Genomic DNA, 17,645 nt, shown 5'->3' on the forward strand with positions numbered 1-17,645 from the left:
ATCACTCCGACGCGCCCTGCGCGGCCTTGCGGAAGGGCGAGGGATCCCAGGTGCAGGCGAAACCATCGCCATCGGGGTCGAGGCCCATGCGGTCGCGCTGCGGCCCGCCCTTCGACAGGAAGTCGGCCTGGGCCAGATCGGGCGAGGCGTACTTGGCGCAGTTGCGGGTATAACGCGCCTCGGCATTGATGCCGATCCGGGTGTAGAGCGGCGTGCCCACGGAATGGGTGGTGCCCAGGGCATAGGCGGCCAGGTTCGGGCCGGTATCCGCCCGCTCGGGCAGGGCCTCGGGCTGGATCTGCTCGTAGCGGGCACGGTTTTCCTGGATGAACTCCGCGTCTTCCTCGATCGAGCGTTGCTGATCGACGGCGCCGAAATCGTTCTCCTCGGAGATGCCCAGCGGGTTCACCGCTTCGGGGGCGGGGTTCGCGGGGCTGGCCTCCAGCGGCGCTTCGCCGGAGTTGGCGGTGGCGGCATTCAGCGCCGCCTGGGCGTCGGCGGCAATGGCCTCGGCGCTGTCGGCGCCCTGGTTGCCGGCGCCGGCGGGCGTCGTCTCGGCCCCGGCGGGCAGGGTGTTCATCGCCGAAAGCGGGCGCTCGCCCGCGGCGCCCTGCTGCCCCGGCAGCGTCTCGGAGGAGACGTTGGGCGGCGGTGCGATGGTCGAGGATTGCAGCTCCGCATCGCGTTGCTGCTGGTAGCTCTGGTAGTCGCCGAAGCCGACGCCGGCGGCACTGTCGGGCACGCCGGGGGTGCAGGAAGCAAGGGCCAGAAGGGCCACGGCCAGGGTAATCTCGCGCATCTGAAACTCTCTCGTACCGCCCGAACGGCCCCGGGGTGGATCGGGCGCCGCGCCACCCGGCGCGGCCCCTTCAGGGCCTAGGAAGCCGGGTTACCACCATTTCGCGGGCTTGGAAACAAACCCGGCCGCCTGCTCCAGCGCATAGGCGGTGTTCAGCAGATCGCCCTCTTCCCAGGGGCGGCCGATCAGTTGCAGACCCAGGGGCAGGCCCTGCTTGTCGACGCCGGCGGGCACCGAGACGCCGGGCAGACCGGCGAGGTTCACCGTCACGGTAAACACGTCGTTGAGGTACATCTGCACCGGATCCGCGCTCTTCATCTCGCCCAGGCCGAAGGCGGCGGAGGGCGTGGCAGGGGTCAGGATCGCGTCGACACCGCTGGCAAACGCCTCATCGAAGTCGCGCTTGATCAGCGCGCGGACCTTGCGGGCACGGTTGTAGTAGGCGTCGTAGAAACCGGCGGAGAGCACGTAGGTGCCGACCATGATCCGGCGCTGCACCTCGGAGCCGAAGCCCTCGGCACGGGTCTTCTCGTACATCTCGGTGATGCCGTCGCCCGCCGCCAGGGTGGCCCGGTGACCGTAGCGCACACCGTCATAGCGCGCCAGGTTCGACGAGGCCTCGGCGGGCGCGATCACGTAGTAGGCGGGCAGCGCGTACTTGGTATGGGGCAGCGAGATGTCCACGACCTTGGCGCCGGCATCGGCCAGCATTTCCTTGCCGCGGGTCCACAGCTGCTCGATTTCCGCGGGGATGCCCTCCATGTGGTATTCCTTGGGGATACCGATGGTCTTGCCGCGAATGTCGCCGGTCAGCGCCGCCTCGAAATCGGGCACCGGGAAATCGACGGAGGTCGAGTCCTTGGGGTCATGGCTGCACATGGCCTGCAGCATGATGGCGCTGTCGCGCACCGTCTTGGTCATCGGGCCGGCCTGGTCCAGCGAGCTGGCGAAAGCCACGATCCCCCAGCGGGAACAGCGCCCGTAGGTCGGCTTGATCCCCACGGTGCCGGTGAAGGCGCAGGGTTGGCGGATCGAGCCGCCGGTGTCGGTGCCGGTGGCACCGAGGCAGAGGTCCGCAGCCACGGCCGAGGCCGAGCCACCGGAGGAGCCGCCCGGGGTCAACGGGGTCTCGTCACCCTCGCGGCGCCAGGGGTTCACGGCGTTGCCGTAGGCGGAGGTCTCGTTCGAGCTTCCCATGGCGAATTCGTCCATGTTCAGCTTGCCCAGCATCACCGCGCCGTCGGCAAAGAGGTTGCCAGTAACGGTGGATTCATACTCGGGCTTGAAGCCGCCGAGGATGTTCGACGCGGCCTGGCTGGCCACGCCCTTGGTGCAGAATAGGTCCTTGATCCCCAGCGGAATGCCACAGAGCGCGGGCGCCTCGCCGCCCTTCAGGCGGGCATCGGCTGCCTCGGCCTGCTGCATGGCGATCTCGGGGGTCTTGTGCACGAAGGCGTTCAGCGCGCCGGCGCCTTCGATGGCGCCCAGGCAGGCCTCGGTCAGCGCGGCAGAGGTCACCTCCCCCTTCTTCAGGGCGTCGCGGGCCTCGGCAATGGTCAGGGTGTTCAGCTCGGTCATCTCGTCTCGCCTCTCCGGTCGGGCGTGGATCTTCGGTCTTACTCGACCACCTTGGGCACGGCGAAGAAACCTTCGCGGGCGTCGGGAGCATTGGCCAGGATCTTGTCCTGCTGGTCGCCCTCAGTCACCACGTCCTCGCGGCGTTTCAGGCGCATGGGCGTGACCGAGGTCATGGGTTCCACGCCCTCCACGTCCACTTCGTTCAGCTGTTCGATGAAGCCGAGGATCGTGTTGAATTCTTCCGCCAGGGCGGGCAGCGCGTCGTCTTCCACCTTGATGCGGGCCAGTTTCGCGACCTTGGCCGCGGTTTCGGTGTCGATCGACATGGGCATCTCCCGGGGATGTTCCTGGTTTCGGATCGCAGACGGGTTTAGCGCCCGCAGGCACGGGCCGCAAGCCACTGCCAGGCCCTATCTGGCAGGGCTAGCCGCGCAGCTGATGGCGGCGCCAGACCTCGATCATCCAGGCCAGCATGACGGCGTTGAGGATGTGCCACAGGAAATGCGTGCCCAGCCCACCCGTCGCCCCGCAAAGCGGCATGTCGAGCGAACGGAAGGTCAGCGACAGCACCAGAAGGCCAGCCCCGATCGCCAGCCCGCGCGCGGTGGCGGGCGCCCGCCGCGCCAGGATCAGCGCATAGGCGGCGATCATCAGCGGCACCGGCAGGTAACCAGCGCTGGCGCCGTAAAGCGGCACGCCCGACAGCATCGGCGCCATGGCCCCCGCAACAAAGGGGAAGGCCAGCGTGACAAGTGCCGCCTGCCAGCGCGGACGGTGCAGGAAATCGCGGGTCGCCGCAAAGATGTAGACCAGGATGAAAGCGAGGATCGGCAGGGTGTCGGCCATCGACGCCCAGGCCGTGGCGAGGGTGTGGAACAGGCCGGACCCGACGCCGATCACGAAGAGGATCCCCGCCAGGACCTGACCGGTCGCCATGCCCCGAACGCGCGGCCAGGCCCAGAGGGCGGCCAGGACAAAGGCAAGGTTTGTCAGCGCATTGACCGGCTCCGCCCAGACCTCGGGCCCGAGGCGTTCACAATAGGCATCAATGCTCTCATTCCAGTCCAAGGGGCTTTCCTTGTCATTGTCGGACGGTAGGTTACCTGCATTGCATCCCCGGGCGGGATCCGTTCCGTCCCGGCCCAAATGATATGAGGTACTCCATGAAACTGATCTGGCTCGGCCACGGCTCCTTCCGCCTGGAAATCGCCGACAAGGTGATCCTGCTCGATCCCTTTCTGACCGGCAACCCGATGTTCCCCGAGGAACGTCGCGCAGAGGCCATCGCAGGCGCCACCCACATCTTCGTGACCCATGGCCATGGCGACCACCTGAACGATGTCGGCCCCGTCGCCAAGGAGCTGGGCATCCCGGTCTTCGGCATGGTCGAACTGATGAAATGGGTGGCCGACCAGCACGGCGTCGAAACCACCGGGTTCAACAAGGGCGGCACCGTCGACATCGACGGGGTGAAGGTGACCATGGTCCACGCCACCCATTCCTCGGCCACCGAGACGGCGGATGGCGTGCCGGTCTACCTCGGCTCCGAATCGGGCTTCATGATCGAGGGCGAAGGCCACACGATCTATTTCTCCGGCGACACCGACGTGATGGCGGACATGAAGATCTTCCACGATCTGCACAAACCCGACATCGGCATCCTATGCGCCGGCGGCCATTTCACCATGGACATGCGCCGCGCCGCCTATGCCGCGAAGACCTTCTTCGACTTCAAGACGCTGGTGCCGATGCACTATCGCACCTTCCCGCTGCTGGAACAGAATGCCGACCTGCTGAAGTCGGAACTGCCCGGGGTCGACGTGATCGAGCCGCAGGTGATGGAAGCCATCGAACTGTGACACACTGGCGGCCGGGGGCTTTGCCCCCCGGCTCCGTCCCGAAGCGTCCCCTCAGACGTCCCAGTCGCCCTCGCCGCGCACCGGGCCGATGGCGATCCAACGGATGCGCGCCCGGGCGATGCGGGTGTCACCCCAGGTCTTGAAAACGGCGTCGAAGCCGTCACGGCCGATATTCTCCGTCTCCAGATCCCCGCGCAGGTTCGATCCGTTGTCCATGTCCCACATCGACAGGGCGCAATGAACGCTCGGTACCTCGCGGAATGGTTCGTCAAAGGTCACGCGGCGGCGGCGTTCTCTCGGGCCCGTGCCCGTCCACATCTCGCCGCCATCCTGGAAATCCGAGAACATGACCATATCCCCTTGGTCGATCCCGATCACGTTGGTCGTCAATTTCTTCATAGTCGTCCGTTGTCCCGTAGAGGCCTGCACCCTGTCGCGTTTTCAATCGTTTGTGCACCCCCTAACTTAGGATGACCTGCCCCGCCGGCAACGCTGCGGAGGCCCGAAGCGGCAGGCCGTCCCGGACCGGGATAGACCGCGAAGAATTGAAAAGATGCTTACGTCGGCTGCACGGCGCCAGACAACCGCACGGCGCACCGCCCCTGCCCATGAACACCCTGCCCCAAATGCAACAAGGCCCCGGACGATGCCGGGGCCTTGATGAAGGTCGGTTCAGGTCGCCGGACCGGCGATCAGTCAACGTAGTTGGCGTGATCCGGGTCCAGGCCGATATGGGTGCCCATGGCCACCATGTCGGCCAGCAGCTTGCCCGCACGCGCGACGCCATTGTCGTCGGTCGCGTCCTTCCAGGCCTTGTGCGCTTCCTGGACCCAGTCGTTCAGGACGTCCTGGGTCATTTCCTTGGTGTGCAGGGCACGTTCGGCCAGGACGGTCACGCCCTCGGCCGAGATCTCGGCGAAACCGCCGGAGACGACGTAATCGTCCTCTCCGTCCGGTCCCTTGAGGTGCAGGACACCGGGGCGGAGGGTGGTGATCATCGGCGCATGCCCGGGCATGGCCGTCAGATCCCCTTCCTCACCCGGAATCTGCGCCTCGCTCACCGGGCCGGAGACCAGGCTCCGTTCCGGCGAGACAAGGGAGAAGTCCATCGTGTTTGCCATCAGATCCCTACCTTACGCGGCTTCCGAGGCCATCTTCTCGGCCTTGGCGATCACTTCGTCGATGCCGCCAACCATGTAGAAGGCGCCCTCGGGCAGGTGATCGTATTCGCCGGCGACAACGGCCTTGAACGACTTGACGGTGTCTTCCAGGGGAACCTGGACGCCATCGGAGCCGGTGAAGACCTTTGCCACGTCGAACGGCTGGGAGAGGAAACGCTGGATCTTCCGGGCGCGGGCCACGGTCAGCTTGTCCTCTTCCGACAGTTCGTCCATGCCGAGGATGGCGATGATGTCCTGCAGCGACTTGTAGCGCTGGAGGATACCCTGGACGTCACGTGCCACCTGGTAGTGTTCCTCGCCGATCACCAGCGGGTCCATCAGACGCGAGGTGGAGTCGAGCGGGTCCACGGCCGGGTAGATGCCGAGCTCGGAGATCGCACGGTTCAGAACCGTGGTTGCATCGAGGTGGGCAAAGGTCGTTGCCGGTGCGGGGTCGGTAAGGTCGTCCGCGGGAACGTAGACGGCCTGGATCGAGGTGATCGAACCGTTCTTGGTCGAGGTGATCCGTTCCTGCATCGCGCCCATGTCGGTGGCCAGCGTCGGCTGGTAACCCACAGCAGAGGGGATACGGCCCAGCAGTGCGGACATTTCCGAACCGGCCTGGGTGAAGCGGAAGATGTTGTCGACGAAGAACAGAACGTCGGTCCCGGTCGCGTCGCGGAACTGTTCGGCCAGGGTCAGGCCGGTCAGCGCGATACGGGCACGGGCACCCGGCGGTTCGTTCATCTGGCCGTAGCACAGGGCGATCTTCGACTCGGTCAGGTTGTCGGGGTTCAGAACGCCCGATTCGATCATCTCGTGGTAGAGGTCGTTACCTTCACGGGTCCGTTCACCAACACCGGCGAACACGGACAGGCCCGAGTGCACCTTTGCGATGTTGTTGATCAGCTCCTGGATCAGAACCGTCTTGCCCACGCCGGCGCCGCCGAACAGGCCGATCTTACCACCCTTGGAATAGGGGGCCAGAAGGTCGATGACCTTGATGCCGGTGACCAGGATTTCCGCTTCGGTCGCCTGCTCGGAGAAGTCCGGTGCCGGGGCGTGGATCGGGCGGAACTCGTCTGCCTCGACCGGGCCCTTTTCATCGACGGGTTCACCGACGACGTTCAGGATGCGGCCCAGGGTGGCGGTGCCGACGGGAACCGAGATCGGCGCGCCGGTGTCTTCCACTGCCTGACCGCGCACCAGACCTTCGGTGGCGTCCATTGCGATGGCCCGGACGGTGTTCTCGCCCAGGTGCTGCGCGACTTCCATGACCAGACGGTTACCGTTGTTGTCGGTGGTCAGCGCGTTCAGAATGGCCGGCAGGCCGTCTTCGAACTGCACGTCCACGACGGCGCCGATGACCTGGGTCACTTTGCCTTTCATTGCCATGTCGTTTTCTCCGGTTCCTTAGAGCGCCTCGGCGCCCGAAATGATTTCGATCAGCTCGTTGGTGATGACCGCCTGACGGGTACGGTTGTACTCGATGGACAGCTTGTCGATCATCTCGCCAGCGTTGCGGGTCGCGTTGTCCATGGCGGACATCCGGGCACCCTGCTCCGAGGCAGCGTTTTCCAGCAGGGCCGCGAAGATCTGGGTGGCCACGCCGCGGGGCAGCAGGCTTTCCAGGATCTCGGCCTCACCGGGCTCGTAGTCGTAGTCGATCGCGGGCGCGTCCGTTTCCTCGAACTCGGCCGGGATCACCTGCTGCGCGGTCGGCACCTGGCTGACGACATTCTCGAACTTGCCGAAGAAGATCGTGGCCACGTCGAACTCGCCTTCCTCGAAGGAGGTCAGCAGCGTCGCTGCCAGCTCCTGCGCGTTGGCGTAGCCGACGTTCTTCACCTCGGTCAGGTCGACGTGACCGACGAAGAGGTCGCCATACTGACGCTTGAGCTGCTCACGGCCCTTCTTGCCGACGGTCAGGATCTTGACCGTCTTGCCGGCGGCTTGCAGCTCCGCGATGCGGGTCCGGGCCAGCTTGACGATGTTCGCGTTGAAGCCGCCACACAGACCGCGCTCGGCGGTCATGACGACCAGCATGTGAACATCGTCCTTGCCGGTGCCCTTCAGCAGGAGCGGTGCGGTGTCCGACCCGCCCACCGAGGATGCAAGCTGGCTGAGGACCGCGTTGAAACGTTCCGCGTAGGGGCGGGACATCTCGGCGGCCTCCTGCGCGCGGCGAAGTTTCGCCGCGGCAACCATCTGCATGGCCTTGGTGATCTTGCGGGTCGACTTGACCGACTCGATCCTGTTCTTGAGGTCCTTCAGAGAAGGCATGTGTTACCTCCCTAGGCTCAGGCGAAATCGGCTGCGAACTCGTCCAGCACTGCCTTCAGCTTGTCCGCGGGCTCACCCTTGATCTTGGGATCTTCGTTGGTGATCCACTCGAGGATTTCGGGTTTGCTGTTGCGCAGGAACTTCAGAAGCTCGGCTTCGTAGCGGCCCACTTCGGAAACCGGGACGTTGTCCAGGTAGCCGTTGGTGCCGGCGAAGATGACGCAGACGATTTCCGCGTTGGTCAGCGGCTGGTACTGCGGCTGCTTCATCAGCTCGGTCAGGCGGGCACCACGGGCCAGCAGACGCTGGGTGGCGGCGTCCAGGTCGGAGCCGAACTGGGCGAAGGCGGCCATCTCGCGGTACTGGGCGAGCGACAGTTTCACCGGGCCGGCAACCGAGGACATGGCCTTGGTCTGAGCGGACGAACCCACACGCGACACCGACAGACCGGTGTTCACGGCCGGGCGGATGCCCTGGTAGAACAGGTCGGTTTCCAGGAAGATCTGGCCGTCGGTGATCGAGATCACGTTGGTCGGGATGAACGCGGAAACGTCGCCGCCTTGGGTTTCGATGATCGGCAGAGCCGTCAGCGAACCGGAGCCGAAGTCTTCGTTCAGCTTGGCCGAACGTTCCAGCAGGCGGGAGTGGAGGTAGAAGACGTCGCCCGGGTAGGCTTCACGGCCCGGCGGACGGCGCAGCAGCAGGGACATCTGGCGGTAGGCCACGGCCTGCTTCGACAGGTCATCGTAGATGATCAGGGCGTGCTTGCCGTTGTCGCGGAAGTACTCGGCCATCGCGGTCGCGGTGTAGGGGGCCAGGTACTGCATCGGCGCGGGGTCAGATGCGGTGGCGGCGACGACGACGGAGTATTCGATCGCGCCGGTCTCTTCGAGCTTCTTCACCAGCTGCGCCACGGTGGAGCGCTTCTGACCGACGGCCACGTAGACGCAGTACAGCTTCTTGCTGTCGTCGTCGCCGGCGGCGTCGTTGTAGGTCTTCTGGTTCAGGATCGCGTCGAGGGCCACAGCCGTTTTACCGGTCTGACGGTCGCCGATGATCAGTTCCCGCTGGCCACGGCCGATCGGGATCATGGCGTCCACGGACTTCAGGCCGGTGGCCATCGGCTCGTGCACGGATTTACGCGGGATGATGCCCGGCGCCTTGACGTCGGCGACGCGACGCTCGGTGCCTTCGATCGGGCCCTTGCCGTCCAGCGGGTTGCCCAGACCATCGACAACGCGGCCCAGCAGGGCGTCGCCTGCAGCCACGTCCACGATGGAGTTGGTGCGCTTGACGGTGTCACCTTCCTTGATGTCCCGGTCGGAGCCGAAGATCACGACGCCGACGTTGTCGGCTTCGAGGTTCAGCGCCATGCCCTGGATACCACCGGGGAATTCGACCATCTCGCCCGCCTGGACGTTGTCGAGGCCGTAGACACGAGCGATACCGTCACCGACGGACAGCACCCGGCCAACCTCGGCCACTTCGGCCTCCTGGCCAAAGTTCTTGATCTGCTCCTTGAGGATAGCAGAAATTTCGGCTGCTTGGACTCCCATTTATCCGACCTCTTTCATGACATTCTGGAGAGCGTTGAGCTTCGAACGGATCGAGGTATCGATCATCTTCGAACCAACCTTGATGACGAGACCGCCGATGAGTTGCTCATCGACGGCGGTATTCAGGGCCACCTGCTTGCCGACGGTCTCGGCGAGCATGGCGGTAATCTTGTCCTGCTGTTCCTGGCTGAGAGGCGTGGCGGAGGTGACATCTGCGGTCACTTCGCCCTTCTCCTCGGCCAGCAGCTCGTTCAGGCGCTGGCAGAACTGCGGCAGGGCGAACAGGCGGCGCTTCTGCGCCATCAGGCCCAGGGCGTTGCGGGTCACCGGCTTCAGCGCCAGCTTGTCGGCGACTGCCAGGATGGCCGTTTCCTGTTCCGCGCGCGTGTAGATCGGCGACAGGATCATGTCGCGCAGGTCGTCGCTGGAAGCCAGGGCTTCGGCCAGATCCTTGATGTTGGTTTCAAGCTCTTTCAGCTTGCCGTTCTCGCGCGCGATGTCGAAGACGGCCTGAGCATAGCGCGAGGCGATGCCGTAGGAGATCGAAGCTGGTTCGGACACGTCCACCCTTCCGATTTTCGGCCCCGTTCCGACCGTCATGTCGGCGCAGGGGGTTTGCAGCCCTAGCATAGCAGAGCATCAAAATCAGCGGGGGTGTAGCAGAGGCCTCCCCCCCCATCAACCCGCTTGCAGCCGTTAACGCCAACCTCATCGCCCTTGTTTTTCAGTGCCTTCGGAGGGTCCGTGCGCAATTCGCACGGGGCCGTGGGACCGGGGTCGGGGCAAAGCACAAGTATTTGTTCACCTTTTTGGGATTCGCGCCAGCCGGGTTCTCATGCATAGTCAAAGATTCGGCTCCGCAGGGGCCCCTCGCGCAATTTCACGACCCTCCCGGATCGGCCCCGGTTCGACCCGTTTCGGACGGGAAACCTGTACATTCCCCGGCCCTCTGCGCCTGCGGCATGACGCGTCGGTCACCGTCCCGTCGCGGGGGTCATAATCCGGACCGGACAGCAGGCGTTGCGCAATCGCATCAGCCCGGGTGAAATGCGGCAGAAATAGGGCGTGAACACTCTGTTTCCGACCCTACCGCCGAAATCAAAGCGATAATTTCATTTCAAATCAAGCGCGACTCATCGAGCCCAACAACCGCTGTTCGGGGCGGGCCCGTCGTCGCTTGCCTCATTATCCATTCAGGTCTTGCTCATGGAATTCCTCTTTCTGTTGCTTCTGCCCCTGCTCGCCGCGCCGCTGTTCGATGGCAGCGATGATGACGATCCCGCCGAGGACAGCGGAGACGACATGCTGGAAGAACCCACCCCGTCGATTCCCGGCGAGGAGGACGATGAGGATGCGCCCGTCGAAGGGCTGATGCGGCAGCTGATCGACATGGCCTACGATGAGGTGGCGGAGGTACCGGAAGACGAAGATCGCTTCTACGACGGCTCCGAGGCGCAGGATGTCGCGCTATCTGGTGGCGGCACAGTCTACGCCGGCCAGGGCGACGACATTGCCTTCGCCCAGGACAGCCTGACCGTCTATGGCGGCTCTGGTGAAGACACCCTGGCCGGGCTGGACGACACGCGGGTCTATGGAGGTGCGGGCAACGACGCGGTCGCCGCCGCCGGTCAGGCCAAGGCCTGGGGCGGATCTGGCGACGATGAGGTCGAAGCCTACGACCAGGGCTTCGCCCGCGCCGGATCGGGCGATGACACGTTGTTCGCCGGCGCCAACAGCGATCCGGGCATGGACCTCTACCAGCCCGCCGGTGAGGCGCAAATCTATGGTGGGCCTGGTGACGATCTCGGCTATGCCAATGATCACGGTCAGCTGTACGGCGGGTTGGATGACGACACGCTTTACGGCTTCGAAGAAGCCACCGTGCACGGCGGCTACGGCCAGGACCGGATCAGGGTCGAGGACAGCGCGCTCGGCTACGGCGGGGCTGGGGCCGATACGCTGGTGGCCGAGGATGATGCCGTCGCCCATGGCGACAGCGGAGAGGACGTGCTGGCGGCCTTCGACACGGCCGAGGCCCACGGCGGGTTGGGACAGGATACGCTGACAGGCAGCGGCGGTGCACAGATTTACGGAGATAGGGGCGCCGATCACCTCTACGCCCATGAGGACGCCACGGCCCATGGCGGCGCCTGGCGCGATGACATCGACGTCAGCGATCGGGCCGCGGGGTTCGGCGAGTCGGGCGATGACACGCTAACCGGCTCGGATGAGGCACAGGTATACGGCGGCGAGGGCGACGACGTGCTGAGCGCCAACGGCAGCGTCCGCGCCTATGGCGACGCGGGCGAGGACGGGCTGACCGGCGCGGGCCAGGCGCAGCTTTACGGTGGCTCCGGTGAGGACCTGCTGACGGCCAGCGGCGAGGCCGAGGCCCATGGCGGTACCCAGGGCGATACGATCACCGCGACAGGGGATGCGCTGGCCTACGGCGGGTCGGGCGACGACTGGATCGAAGCCTCGGACAACGCCCAGGCCTTCGGCGGCGCAGGTGCCGACAATATATTCGCCGAGGGCAGCGCCACCGGCCAGGGCGGCGCCGGGGCGGACCGGATGATCGGCGCCGGCGACGCCGAGGTCCACGGCGGCAGCGGCGATGACACGCTGACCGTCTTCGGCGAGGCGCTGGCCTATGGCGGCGCGGGCAGCGACAGCTACTTCGTCCCCGGCATCGCGCTGATGGAAGACGCGGAATACGACGCCATCCCAGATTTTGCCTATACCCAGGACCTCGGCACGGTCGAGGACTTCCAGGGCGGCACCGACCGGCTGGAGATCGCGGGCACCGCCGACGACGGCTCGCAGGTAACAGGGGTGGAGATGACGGCCTCCGCCACGGCAGGCTACGTCGAAGTGGTGATCGGCCTTGAAGGACCCGAGGGGGCCAGCTTCGACCAGACGATGACCGTGGCGCTGGACGACAGCGCGCCGATCACGCTGGATGATATCTGGATCCGCAACAGCGACGGCAGCCTCAGCCCGGCAGCCTCGCTGGCCGGCAGCGCCGCCGCCTGATCGGGGCGGGCTCGCCTGAAGGATCAGGCGCGCCCTGCCCTAGAGGTCGCCGTGGCGTGCCCGGGCCGTGTCCGGCTTGGGCGCGGCCAGCCCCTCCAGCACCCGCAGGCCGGACTTGGCACGCACCTTCTCGCCGGGCCCCGAGGGCGCCTGGACGCGCTTGGTCGCCTCGACCATCAGCACCCCGCCCGACAGCACGAAAGACACCTGGCCGCCCAGCTTCTCCCAGAAGTTCGCCGTCTTGCGCCAGAACCGTTTCGACGAGGGCGGCTGGTAGAGCGTGTGCTGATGCCGTTCGGGCAGGAAGGCATGGCGTTTCAGCTGCGCCTCCAGCTGGCCCTGGCTGTAGGGCCGGCCATAGCCGAAGGGCGTCCGGTCGGACCGCGACCACAGGCCCGAGCGGTGCGGCACGATGAACATCGCCTTGCCCCCCGGCCCCAGGACGCGGAAGCACTCTTCCAGCAGTTCGGTCGGGCTGTCCGACGTTTCCAGCCCGTGCATCAGCACCAGCTTGTCTGCCAGCCCGGTTTCGATCGGCCAGAGCGTTTCCTCGCACAGCACCGAGACATTGGGCATGGCGGCGGGCCAGGGCATCACCCCCTGCGGCGCCGGCATCAAGGCCATGACGCGCCGCGCCTCCGCCAGGTAGGGCCGCAACAGCGGGGCGGCAAAGCCGTAGCCCAGCACCGTCTGCCCCTTCGCCTCGGGCCAGAAATCCAGCAACCGCCCACGGATCGAGGCCTGGGCCGCCCGGCCCAGGGTGGAGCGATAGTAGAAATTGCGCAGATCCTGCACGTCCAGGTGCATTGCATGGCGCTCCGCTATGGGTTTCACTTACCGACAATACCAAGTGCAAAGGAAATGACCATGGCTCTTGCCCTCGTCACGATCCCCTGTCTCAGCGACAACTACGCCTATCTGCTGCATGATGAGGCCTCCGGCGAAACCGCCGTCATCGACGTGCCCGAGGCCGCGCCGATTCTCGCCGCCCTGGCCGAGCGCGGCTGGCGTTGCAGCCAGGTCTGGCTGACCCACCACCATCCCGACCACGTTCAGGGCCTAGATGCCCTGCTGGCCGACCATACCGGCGCCCGTGTCTTCGGCGCCGAAGCCGATGCGCACCGCCTGCCGAAGCTGGACGTGGCCCTGAAGGAAGGCGACCAGCTGGGCCTCGGTGGGGAACATGGCGCCGTGCTGGATGTCTCGGGCCATACCGTCGGGCACCTGGCCTTCCACTTCCCCGGCAGCGAGATCGCCTTTACCGCCGACAGCCTCATGGCGCTCGGCTGCGGGCGCGTGTTCGAGGGCACCTTCGAGCAGATGTACCACTCCCTGCAGAAGCTGGCGGCGCTGCCGCCGCGCACCACGATCTGCTCGGGACACGAGTACACCCTGGCCAACGGGAAATTCGCCCTGACGATTGAACCGGACAATTCCGACCTTATATCAAGGGTCGAGGCCGTGAAGGCCGCCCGTGCCGAGGGCCGGCCGACCGTGCCGTCCCTGCTTTCCGAAGAACTTGCAACCAACCCGTTCCTGCGTGCCGGACAGCCATCCGTCGCGGAGGCGCTCGGCCTTGCCGGCGCCGATCCGGCGCAGGTCTTTGCCGAGATCCGGCGCCGTAAGGACGCCTTCTGAATGACCGTTTGGCAGCGTTTCCGACAGGCCGGGCCCGGAAATGTGATCGCACGGTCGCAGAAAACCCTTGAAGAGCGGTCAGGATCGACCAAACTTTAAGACTAAGAGGCCATGGTTGGATCTGGGGCCCGTCCCCGCTCCGACACAGATCGAAAAGGAGCACCACAGTGCCTTCATTCTCGACCACCCTGGAACAGGCGATCCACGCAGCCCTGGCGCTGGCCAATGCCCGGCACCATGAGTTCGCGACGCTTGAACACCTTCTGCTGGCGCTGATCGACGAACCCGACGCCGCCCGGGTGATGAAAGCCTGTTCGGTCGACACCGAGGAGCTGCGCCAGACCCTCGTCGAATTCGTGGATGAGGAACTGGCCAACCTGGTGACGGACATCGACGGCTCCGAGGCCGTGCCGACGGCCGCCTTCCAGCGCGTCATCCAGCGCGCGGCCATTCACGTTCAAAGCTCCGGCCGGACCGAGGTCACCGGCGCCAACGTGCTGGTCGCCATCTTCGCCGAACGCGAATCGAATGCCGCCTATTTCCTGCAGGAGCAGGACATGACGCGCTACGATGCGGTCAACTTCATTGCCCATGGCGTGGCCAAGGATCCGGCCTACGGCGAAAGCCGCCCGGTGTCCGGCGCCGAGGAAGAGCAGAAACGTTCCAGCGGCCCCTCCGCCGCCCAGCCCGAGGGCGAGGGCAAGGAATCCGCGCTCGACAAGTATTGCGTGAACCTCAACGCCAAGGCGGATGAGGGCGATGTCGACCCGCTGATCGGCCGTGGCTCCGAGGTGGAACGCTGCATCCAGGTCCTCTGCCGCCGGCGCAAGAACAACCCGCTTCTGGTCGGTGATCCCGGCGTTGGCAAGACCGCCATCGCCGAGGGCCTGGCGCGCAAGATCGTCCAGGGCGAAACCCCCGACATCCTGGCCAACACCACCATCTTCTCGCTCGATATGGGCGCGCTGCTGGCCGGCACCCGCTATCGCGGCGATTTCGAGGAACGGCTGAAGGCCGTCGTCTCCGAGCTGGAGGCGCACCCCGATGCCGTCCTCTTCATCGACGAAATCCACACGGTGATCGGCGCCGGCGCCACCTCCGGCGGGGCGATGGATGCCTCCAACCTGCTGAAACCCGCCTTGGCGGGGGGCAAGCTGCGTTGCATGGGCTCCACCACCTACAAGGAGTTCCGCCAGCATTTCGAGAAGGACCGCGCCCTGTCGCGCCGGTTCCAGAAGATCGACGTGAACGAGCCGACGGTCGAGGATGCGGTGAAGATCCTGAAGGGTCTCAAGCCCTACTTCGAGGAACACCATGGCATCAAGTACACCAACGACGCGGTGAAGACGGCGGTCGAACTGTCGGCGCGCTACATCAACGACCGCAAGCTGCCCGACAAGGCCATCGACGTGATCGACGAGGCCGGCGCGGCGCAGCACCTGGTGGCCGAATCGAAGCGTCGCAAGACCATCGGCGTGAAGGAAATCGAGGCCGTGGTGGCCAAGATCGCCCGCATCCCGCCGAAGAACGTCACCAAGGACGATGCCGAGGTCCTCAAGGACTTGGAAGGCAGCCTGAAACGCGTGGTCTTCGGCCAGGACGCCGCGATCGACGCGCTCAGCTCGGCGATCAAGCTGTCGCGGGCCGGTCTGCGCGAACCCGAGAAGCCCATCGGCAACTACCTCTTCGCCGGGCCCACGGGCGTCGGCAAGACCGAGGTGGCGAAACAGCTGGCGGACACGCTCGGCGTGGAACTTCTGCGCTTCGACATGTCCGAGTACATGGAGAAACACGCGGTCTCGCGCCTGATCGGTGCCCCTCCGGGCTACGTCGGCTTCGACCAGGGTGGCCTGCTGACCGACGGCGTGGACCAGCACCCGCATTGCGTGCTGCTGCTCGACGAGATCGAGAAGGCGCACCCGGATGTCTACAACATCCTCCTGCAGGTGATGGACCACGGCCAGCTGACCGACCACAACGGTCGCACGGTGAACTTCCGCAACGTGGTGCTGATCATGACTTCCAACGCGGGGGCCCAGGAACAGGCCAAGTCGGCCATCGGTTTCGGTCGCGACCGGCGCGAGGGCGAGGATACCGCCGCCATCGAGCGGACCTTCACGCCCGAGTTCCGCAACCGCCTGGATGCCGTCATCAGCTTCCAGCCGCTGCCGAAGGACACCATCCTGCAGGTGGTCGAGAAGTTCGTGCTGCAACTCGAGGCCCAGCTGATGGACCGCGGCGTGACCATCGAACTGACCAGGCCTGCCGCCGAATGGCTGGCCGAGAAGGGCTACGACGACAAGATGGGCGCCCGCCCGCTGGGTCGCGTGATCCAGGAGCACATCAAGAAGCCGCTGGCGGAAGAGCTGCTCTTCGGCAAGCTGTCCAAGGGCGGTGTGGTCAAGGTGGCGCTGAAGGGCGACGAGCTCGACCTGCAGATCAAGGGCCCGGACAAGCTGCGCCTGTCGGGCAACAAGCCGCCGTTGCTGACCGCCGAGTGATCGGCGCCTGATGCGCAATGGCCTGAACAATCGCGAAAGGGCGGGGATCTCCCCCGCCCTTTTGGCATGCGCACGACAGTGCCCGCGTGGGCTCGCAGCCTCCGCGCCAGGCCGGCTCCAAGAGGCGGACACATTGCACAAACGTGGGGCGCGACGCCGTCGCTCCGTGCCGCTGGCCCCGCGATCGAGCCGTCGTGCCCTGCTTTCGGCCCGGCTCGGCGGGCTCCTCCTTGCGCTTCTGGCCAGCTGGCCGGCCCTTGCCCAGGAGGCCCCGCGCCTTGCCCTGCCGCTCGACTGCATCCCCGGCCGCACCTGCCATATCCAGAACTACGTCGACGCGGATCCCGGGCCCGGTGCCCGGGACTTCACCTGCAGCCCCCTGACCTACGACGGCCACAAGGGCACCGATTTCGCCCTGCCCGACCTGGCGGTCATGCGCGCCGGTGTGACAGTGCGCGCCGCCGCACCGGGCCGTGTCACCGCCCTGCGCGATGGCATGGCGGACACCCCCTGGACGCCTGACAGGGACCTCGACGGCAAGGACTGCGGCAACGGGCTGGTAATCGACCATGGCGACGGTTGGGAGACACAGTACTGCCACATGGCTCGTGGCTCGCTGATGATACGCAAGGGCCAGCAGGTCGACACCGGCGCGCCTCTGGGTCGCGTGGGCCTGTCGGGGCGCAGCCAGTTTCCGCACCTGCATCTGTCGCTGCGCCACGACGGCCAGGTGGTCGATCCCTTTGCCCCCGATGCCCCCGCGATCTGCGGCACGGCACCTGCGGCCCAGCTCTGGGCGGACCCGCTGTCCTATCAGCCCGGCGGGATCATCAGCACCGGCTTCCTCGACGCCCTGCCCGACTACTCTGACATCAAGGCCGGCACGGCCGCGCGCCCTGCCCTGCCTGCCGACAGCCCCGCGCTGGTGCTCTGGGCCAATCTCTTCGGCGCCCGGGCCGGCGACAGGCTCTCTCTTGTCATCCACGCCCCCGACGGCCCCTTCTCCCGGCAGGACATCACCCTTGACCGCACCCAGGCGCAGCTTTTCCGCGCCCATGGCAAGCGCCTGCGCGCGCCCCTCGCACCGGGTCTCTACACGGGGCGGGCCACTCTGATCCGTGACGGGAAAGTCCTGTCACAGACCACCTCGCAGGTTCAGATCACCCGCTGACCGGCCCCACACCTGCGGCGGGGCGATGCACCATGCCGCATCTTCTCTTTGCAGGAAATACCGGGGG

The 17,645-nt window shown here is 66.0% G+C and carries 16 protein-coding genes; 5 read left to right on the plus strand and 11 right to left on the minus strand.

All coding sequences use genetic code 11. The features are described 5' to 3' along the window. Nucleotide 1: 1 nt before the first annotated feature. From LC066_RS12210 to LC066_RS12225, 4 genes are all read right to left on the minus strand, one after another. On the minus strand, nt 2-799 hold the full coding sequence (locus tag LC066_RS12210; RefSeq protein WP_224899333.1) for a hypothetical protein: 798 nt from the start codon (nt 797-799) through the stop codon (nt 2-4). Between the two features lie 90 nt (nt 800-889). After that, nucleotides 890-2,377, minus strand: a complete 1,488-nt coding sequence (gene gatA / locus LC066_RS12215) for an Asp-tRNA(Asn)/Glu-tRNA(Gln) amidotransferase subunit GatA (protein ID WP_224899335.1) — start codon at nt 2,375-2,377, stop codon at nt 890-892. A 38-nt stretch (nt 2,378-2,415) separates the two neighbouring features. After that, nucleotides 2,416-2,703, minus strand: coding sequence for an Asp-tRNA(Asn)/Glu-tRNA(Gln) amidotransferase subunit GatC (gene gatC, locus LC066_RS12220; protein WP_085887981.1), 288 nt, complete (start codon nt 2,701-2,703; stop codon nt 2,416-2,418). 97 nt (nt 2,704-2,800) lie between these two features. Beyond that, nucleotides 2,801-3,445, minus strand: coding sequence for a ceramidase (locus tag LC066_RS12225; RefSeq protein WP_224899337.1), 645 nt, complete (start codon nt 3,443-3,445; stop codon nt 2,801-2,803). A 95-nt stretch (nt 3,446-3,540) separates the two neighbouring features. Between LC066_RS12225 and LC066_RS12230 the strand changes: the two genes are divergently transcribed. Continuing rightward, entirely contained in the window at nt 3,541-4,236 is a 696-nt protein-coding gene (locus LC066_RS12230) for a metal-dependent hydrolase (RefSeq protein WP_224899339.1), read from the plus strand. Between the two features lie 51 nt (nt 4,237-4,287). Here LC066_RS12230 and LC066_RS12235 read toward each other — a convergent pair whose 3' ends face one another. The 6 genes from LC066_RS12235 to LC066_RS12260 all read right to left on the minus strand — a co-directional run bounded on the left by LC066_RS12235 (nt 4,288) and on the right by LC066_RS12260 (nt 9,796). Next, nucleotides 4,288-4,635 (minus strand): H-type lectin domain-containing protein, encoded by a 348-nt coding sequence (locus tag LC066_RS12235; protein WP_222480788.1) that lies wholly within the window; start codon nt 4,633-4,635, stop codon nt 4,288-4,290. Between the two features lie 293 nt (nt 4,636-4,928). After that, complete coding sequence (locus LC066_RS12240; protein ID WP_085887860.1) at nt 4,929-5,357, minus strand: F0F1 ATP synthase subunit epsilon; 429 nt, start codon at nt 5,355-5,357, stop codon at nt 4,929-4,931. A gap of 12 nt (nt 5,358-5,369) precedes the next feature. After that, nucleotides 5,370-6,791, minus strand: a complete 1,422-nt coding sequence (gene atpD, locus LC066_RS12245; protein ID WP_222480786.1) for a F0F1 ATP synthase subunit beta — start codon at nt 6,789-6,791, stop codon at nt 5,370-5,372. 18 nt (nt 6,792-6,809) lie between these two features. Next, nucleotides 6,810-7,679 (minus strand): F0F1 ATP synthase subunit gamma, encoded by an 870-nt coding sequence (locus LC066_RS12250; RefSeq protein ID WP_085887863.1) that lies wholly within the window; start codon nt 7,677-7,679, stop codon nt 6,810-6,812. A gap of 17 nt (nt 7,680-7,696) precedes the next feature. Further along, entirely contained in the window at nt 7,697-9,235 is a 1,539-nt protein-coding gene (atpA, locus tag LC066_RS12255) for a F0F1 ATP synthase subunit alpha (protein ID WP_222480784.1), read from the minus strand. Continuing rightward, complete coding sequence (locus LC066_RS12260) at nt 9,236-9,796, minus strand: F0F1 ATP synthase subunit delta (protein ID WP_222480782.1); 561 nt, start codon at nt 9,794-9,796, stop codon at nt 9,236-9,238. A 645-nt stretch (nt 9,797-10,441) separates the two neighbouring features. Between LC066_RS12260 and LC066_RS12265 the strand changes: the two genes are divergently transcribed. Next, nucleotides 10,442-12,268: a hypothetical protein gene (locus LC066_RS12265; protein ID WP_224899340.1), complete on the plus strand. Its 1,827-nt coding sequence runs from the start codon at nt 10,442-10,444 to the stop codon at nt 12,266-12,268. A 39-nt stretch (nt 12,269-12,307) separates the two neighbouring features. Here LC066_RS12265 and LC066_RS12270 read toward each other — a convergent pair whose 3' ends face one another. Then, on the minus strand, nt 12,308-13,075 hold the full coding sequence (locus LC066_RS12270; protein WP_224899342.1) for a class I SAM-dependent methyltransferase: 768 nt from the start codon (nt 13,073-13,075) through the stop codon (nt 12,308-12,310). A 60-nt stretch (nt 13,076-13,135) separates the two neighbouring features. Here LC066_RS12270 and gloB point away from each other — a divergent pair, with 60 nt between their 5' ends. The 3 genes from gloB (at nt 13,136) to LC066_RS12285 (ending at nt 17,578) form a co-directional block, all read left to right on the plus strand. Continuing rightward, entirely contained in the window at nt 13,136-13,906 is a 771-nt protein-coding gene (gene gloB, locus LC066_RS12275; protein ID WP_224899343.1) for a hydroxyacylglutathione hydrolase, read from the plus strand. 167 nt (nt 13,907-14,073) lie between these two features. After that, nucleotides 14,074-16,407 carry an ATP-dependent Clp protease ATP-binding subunit ClpA gene (gene clpA, locus LC066_RS12280; RefSeq protein WP_224899345.1) on the plus strand — a complete coding sequence of 778 codons (2,334 nt, stop codon included), beginning with the start codon at nt 14,074-14,076 and terminating at the stop codon, nt 16,405-16,407. 166 nt (nt 16,408-16,573) lie between these two features. After that, a complete protein-coding gene (locus LC066_RS12285; RefSeq protein WP_318246713.1) occupies nt 16,574-17,578 on the plus strand; it encodes a M23 family metallopeptidase in 1,005 nt (334 codons plus the stop codon). Nucleotides 17,579-17,645 lie beyond the last annotated feature (67 nt).

It is taken from the genome of Pseudooceanicola marinus (assembly GCF_020177265.1).
GTDB lineage: Bacteria > Pseudomonadota > Alphaproteobacteria > Rhodobacterales > Rhodobacteraceae > Pseudooceanicola > Pseudooceanicola marinus_A.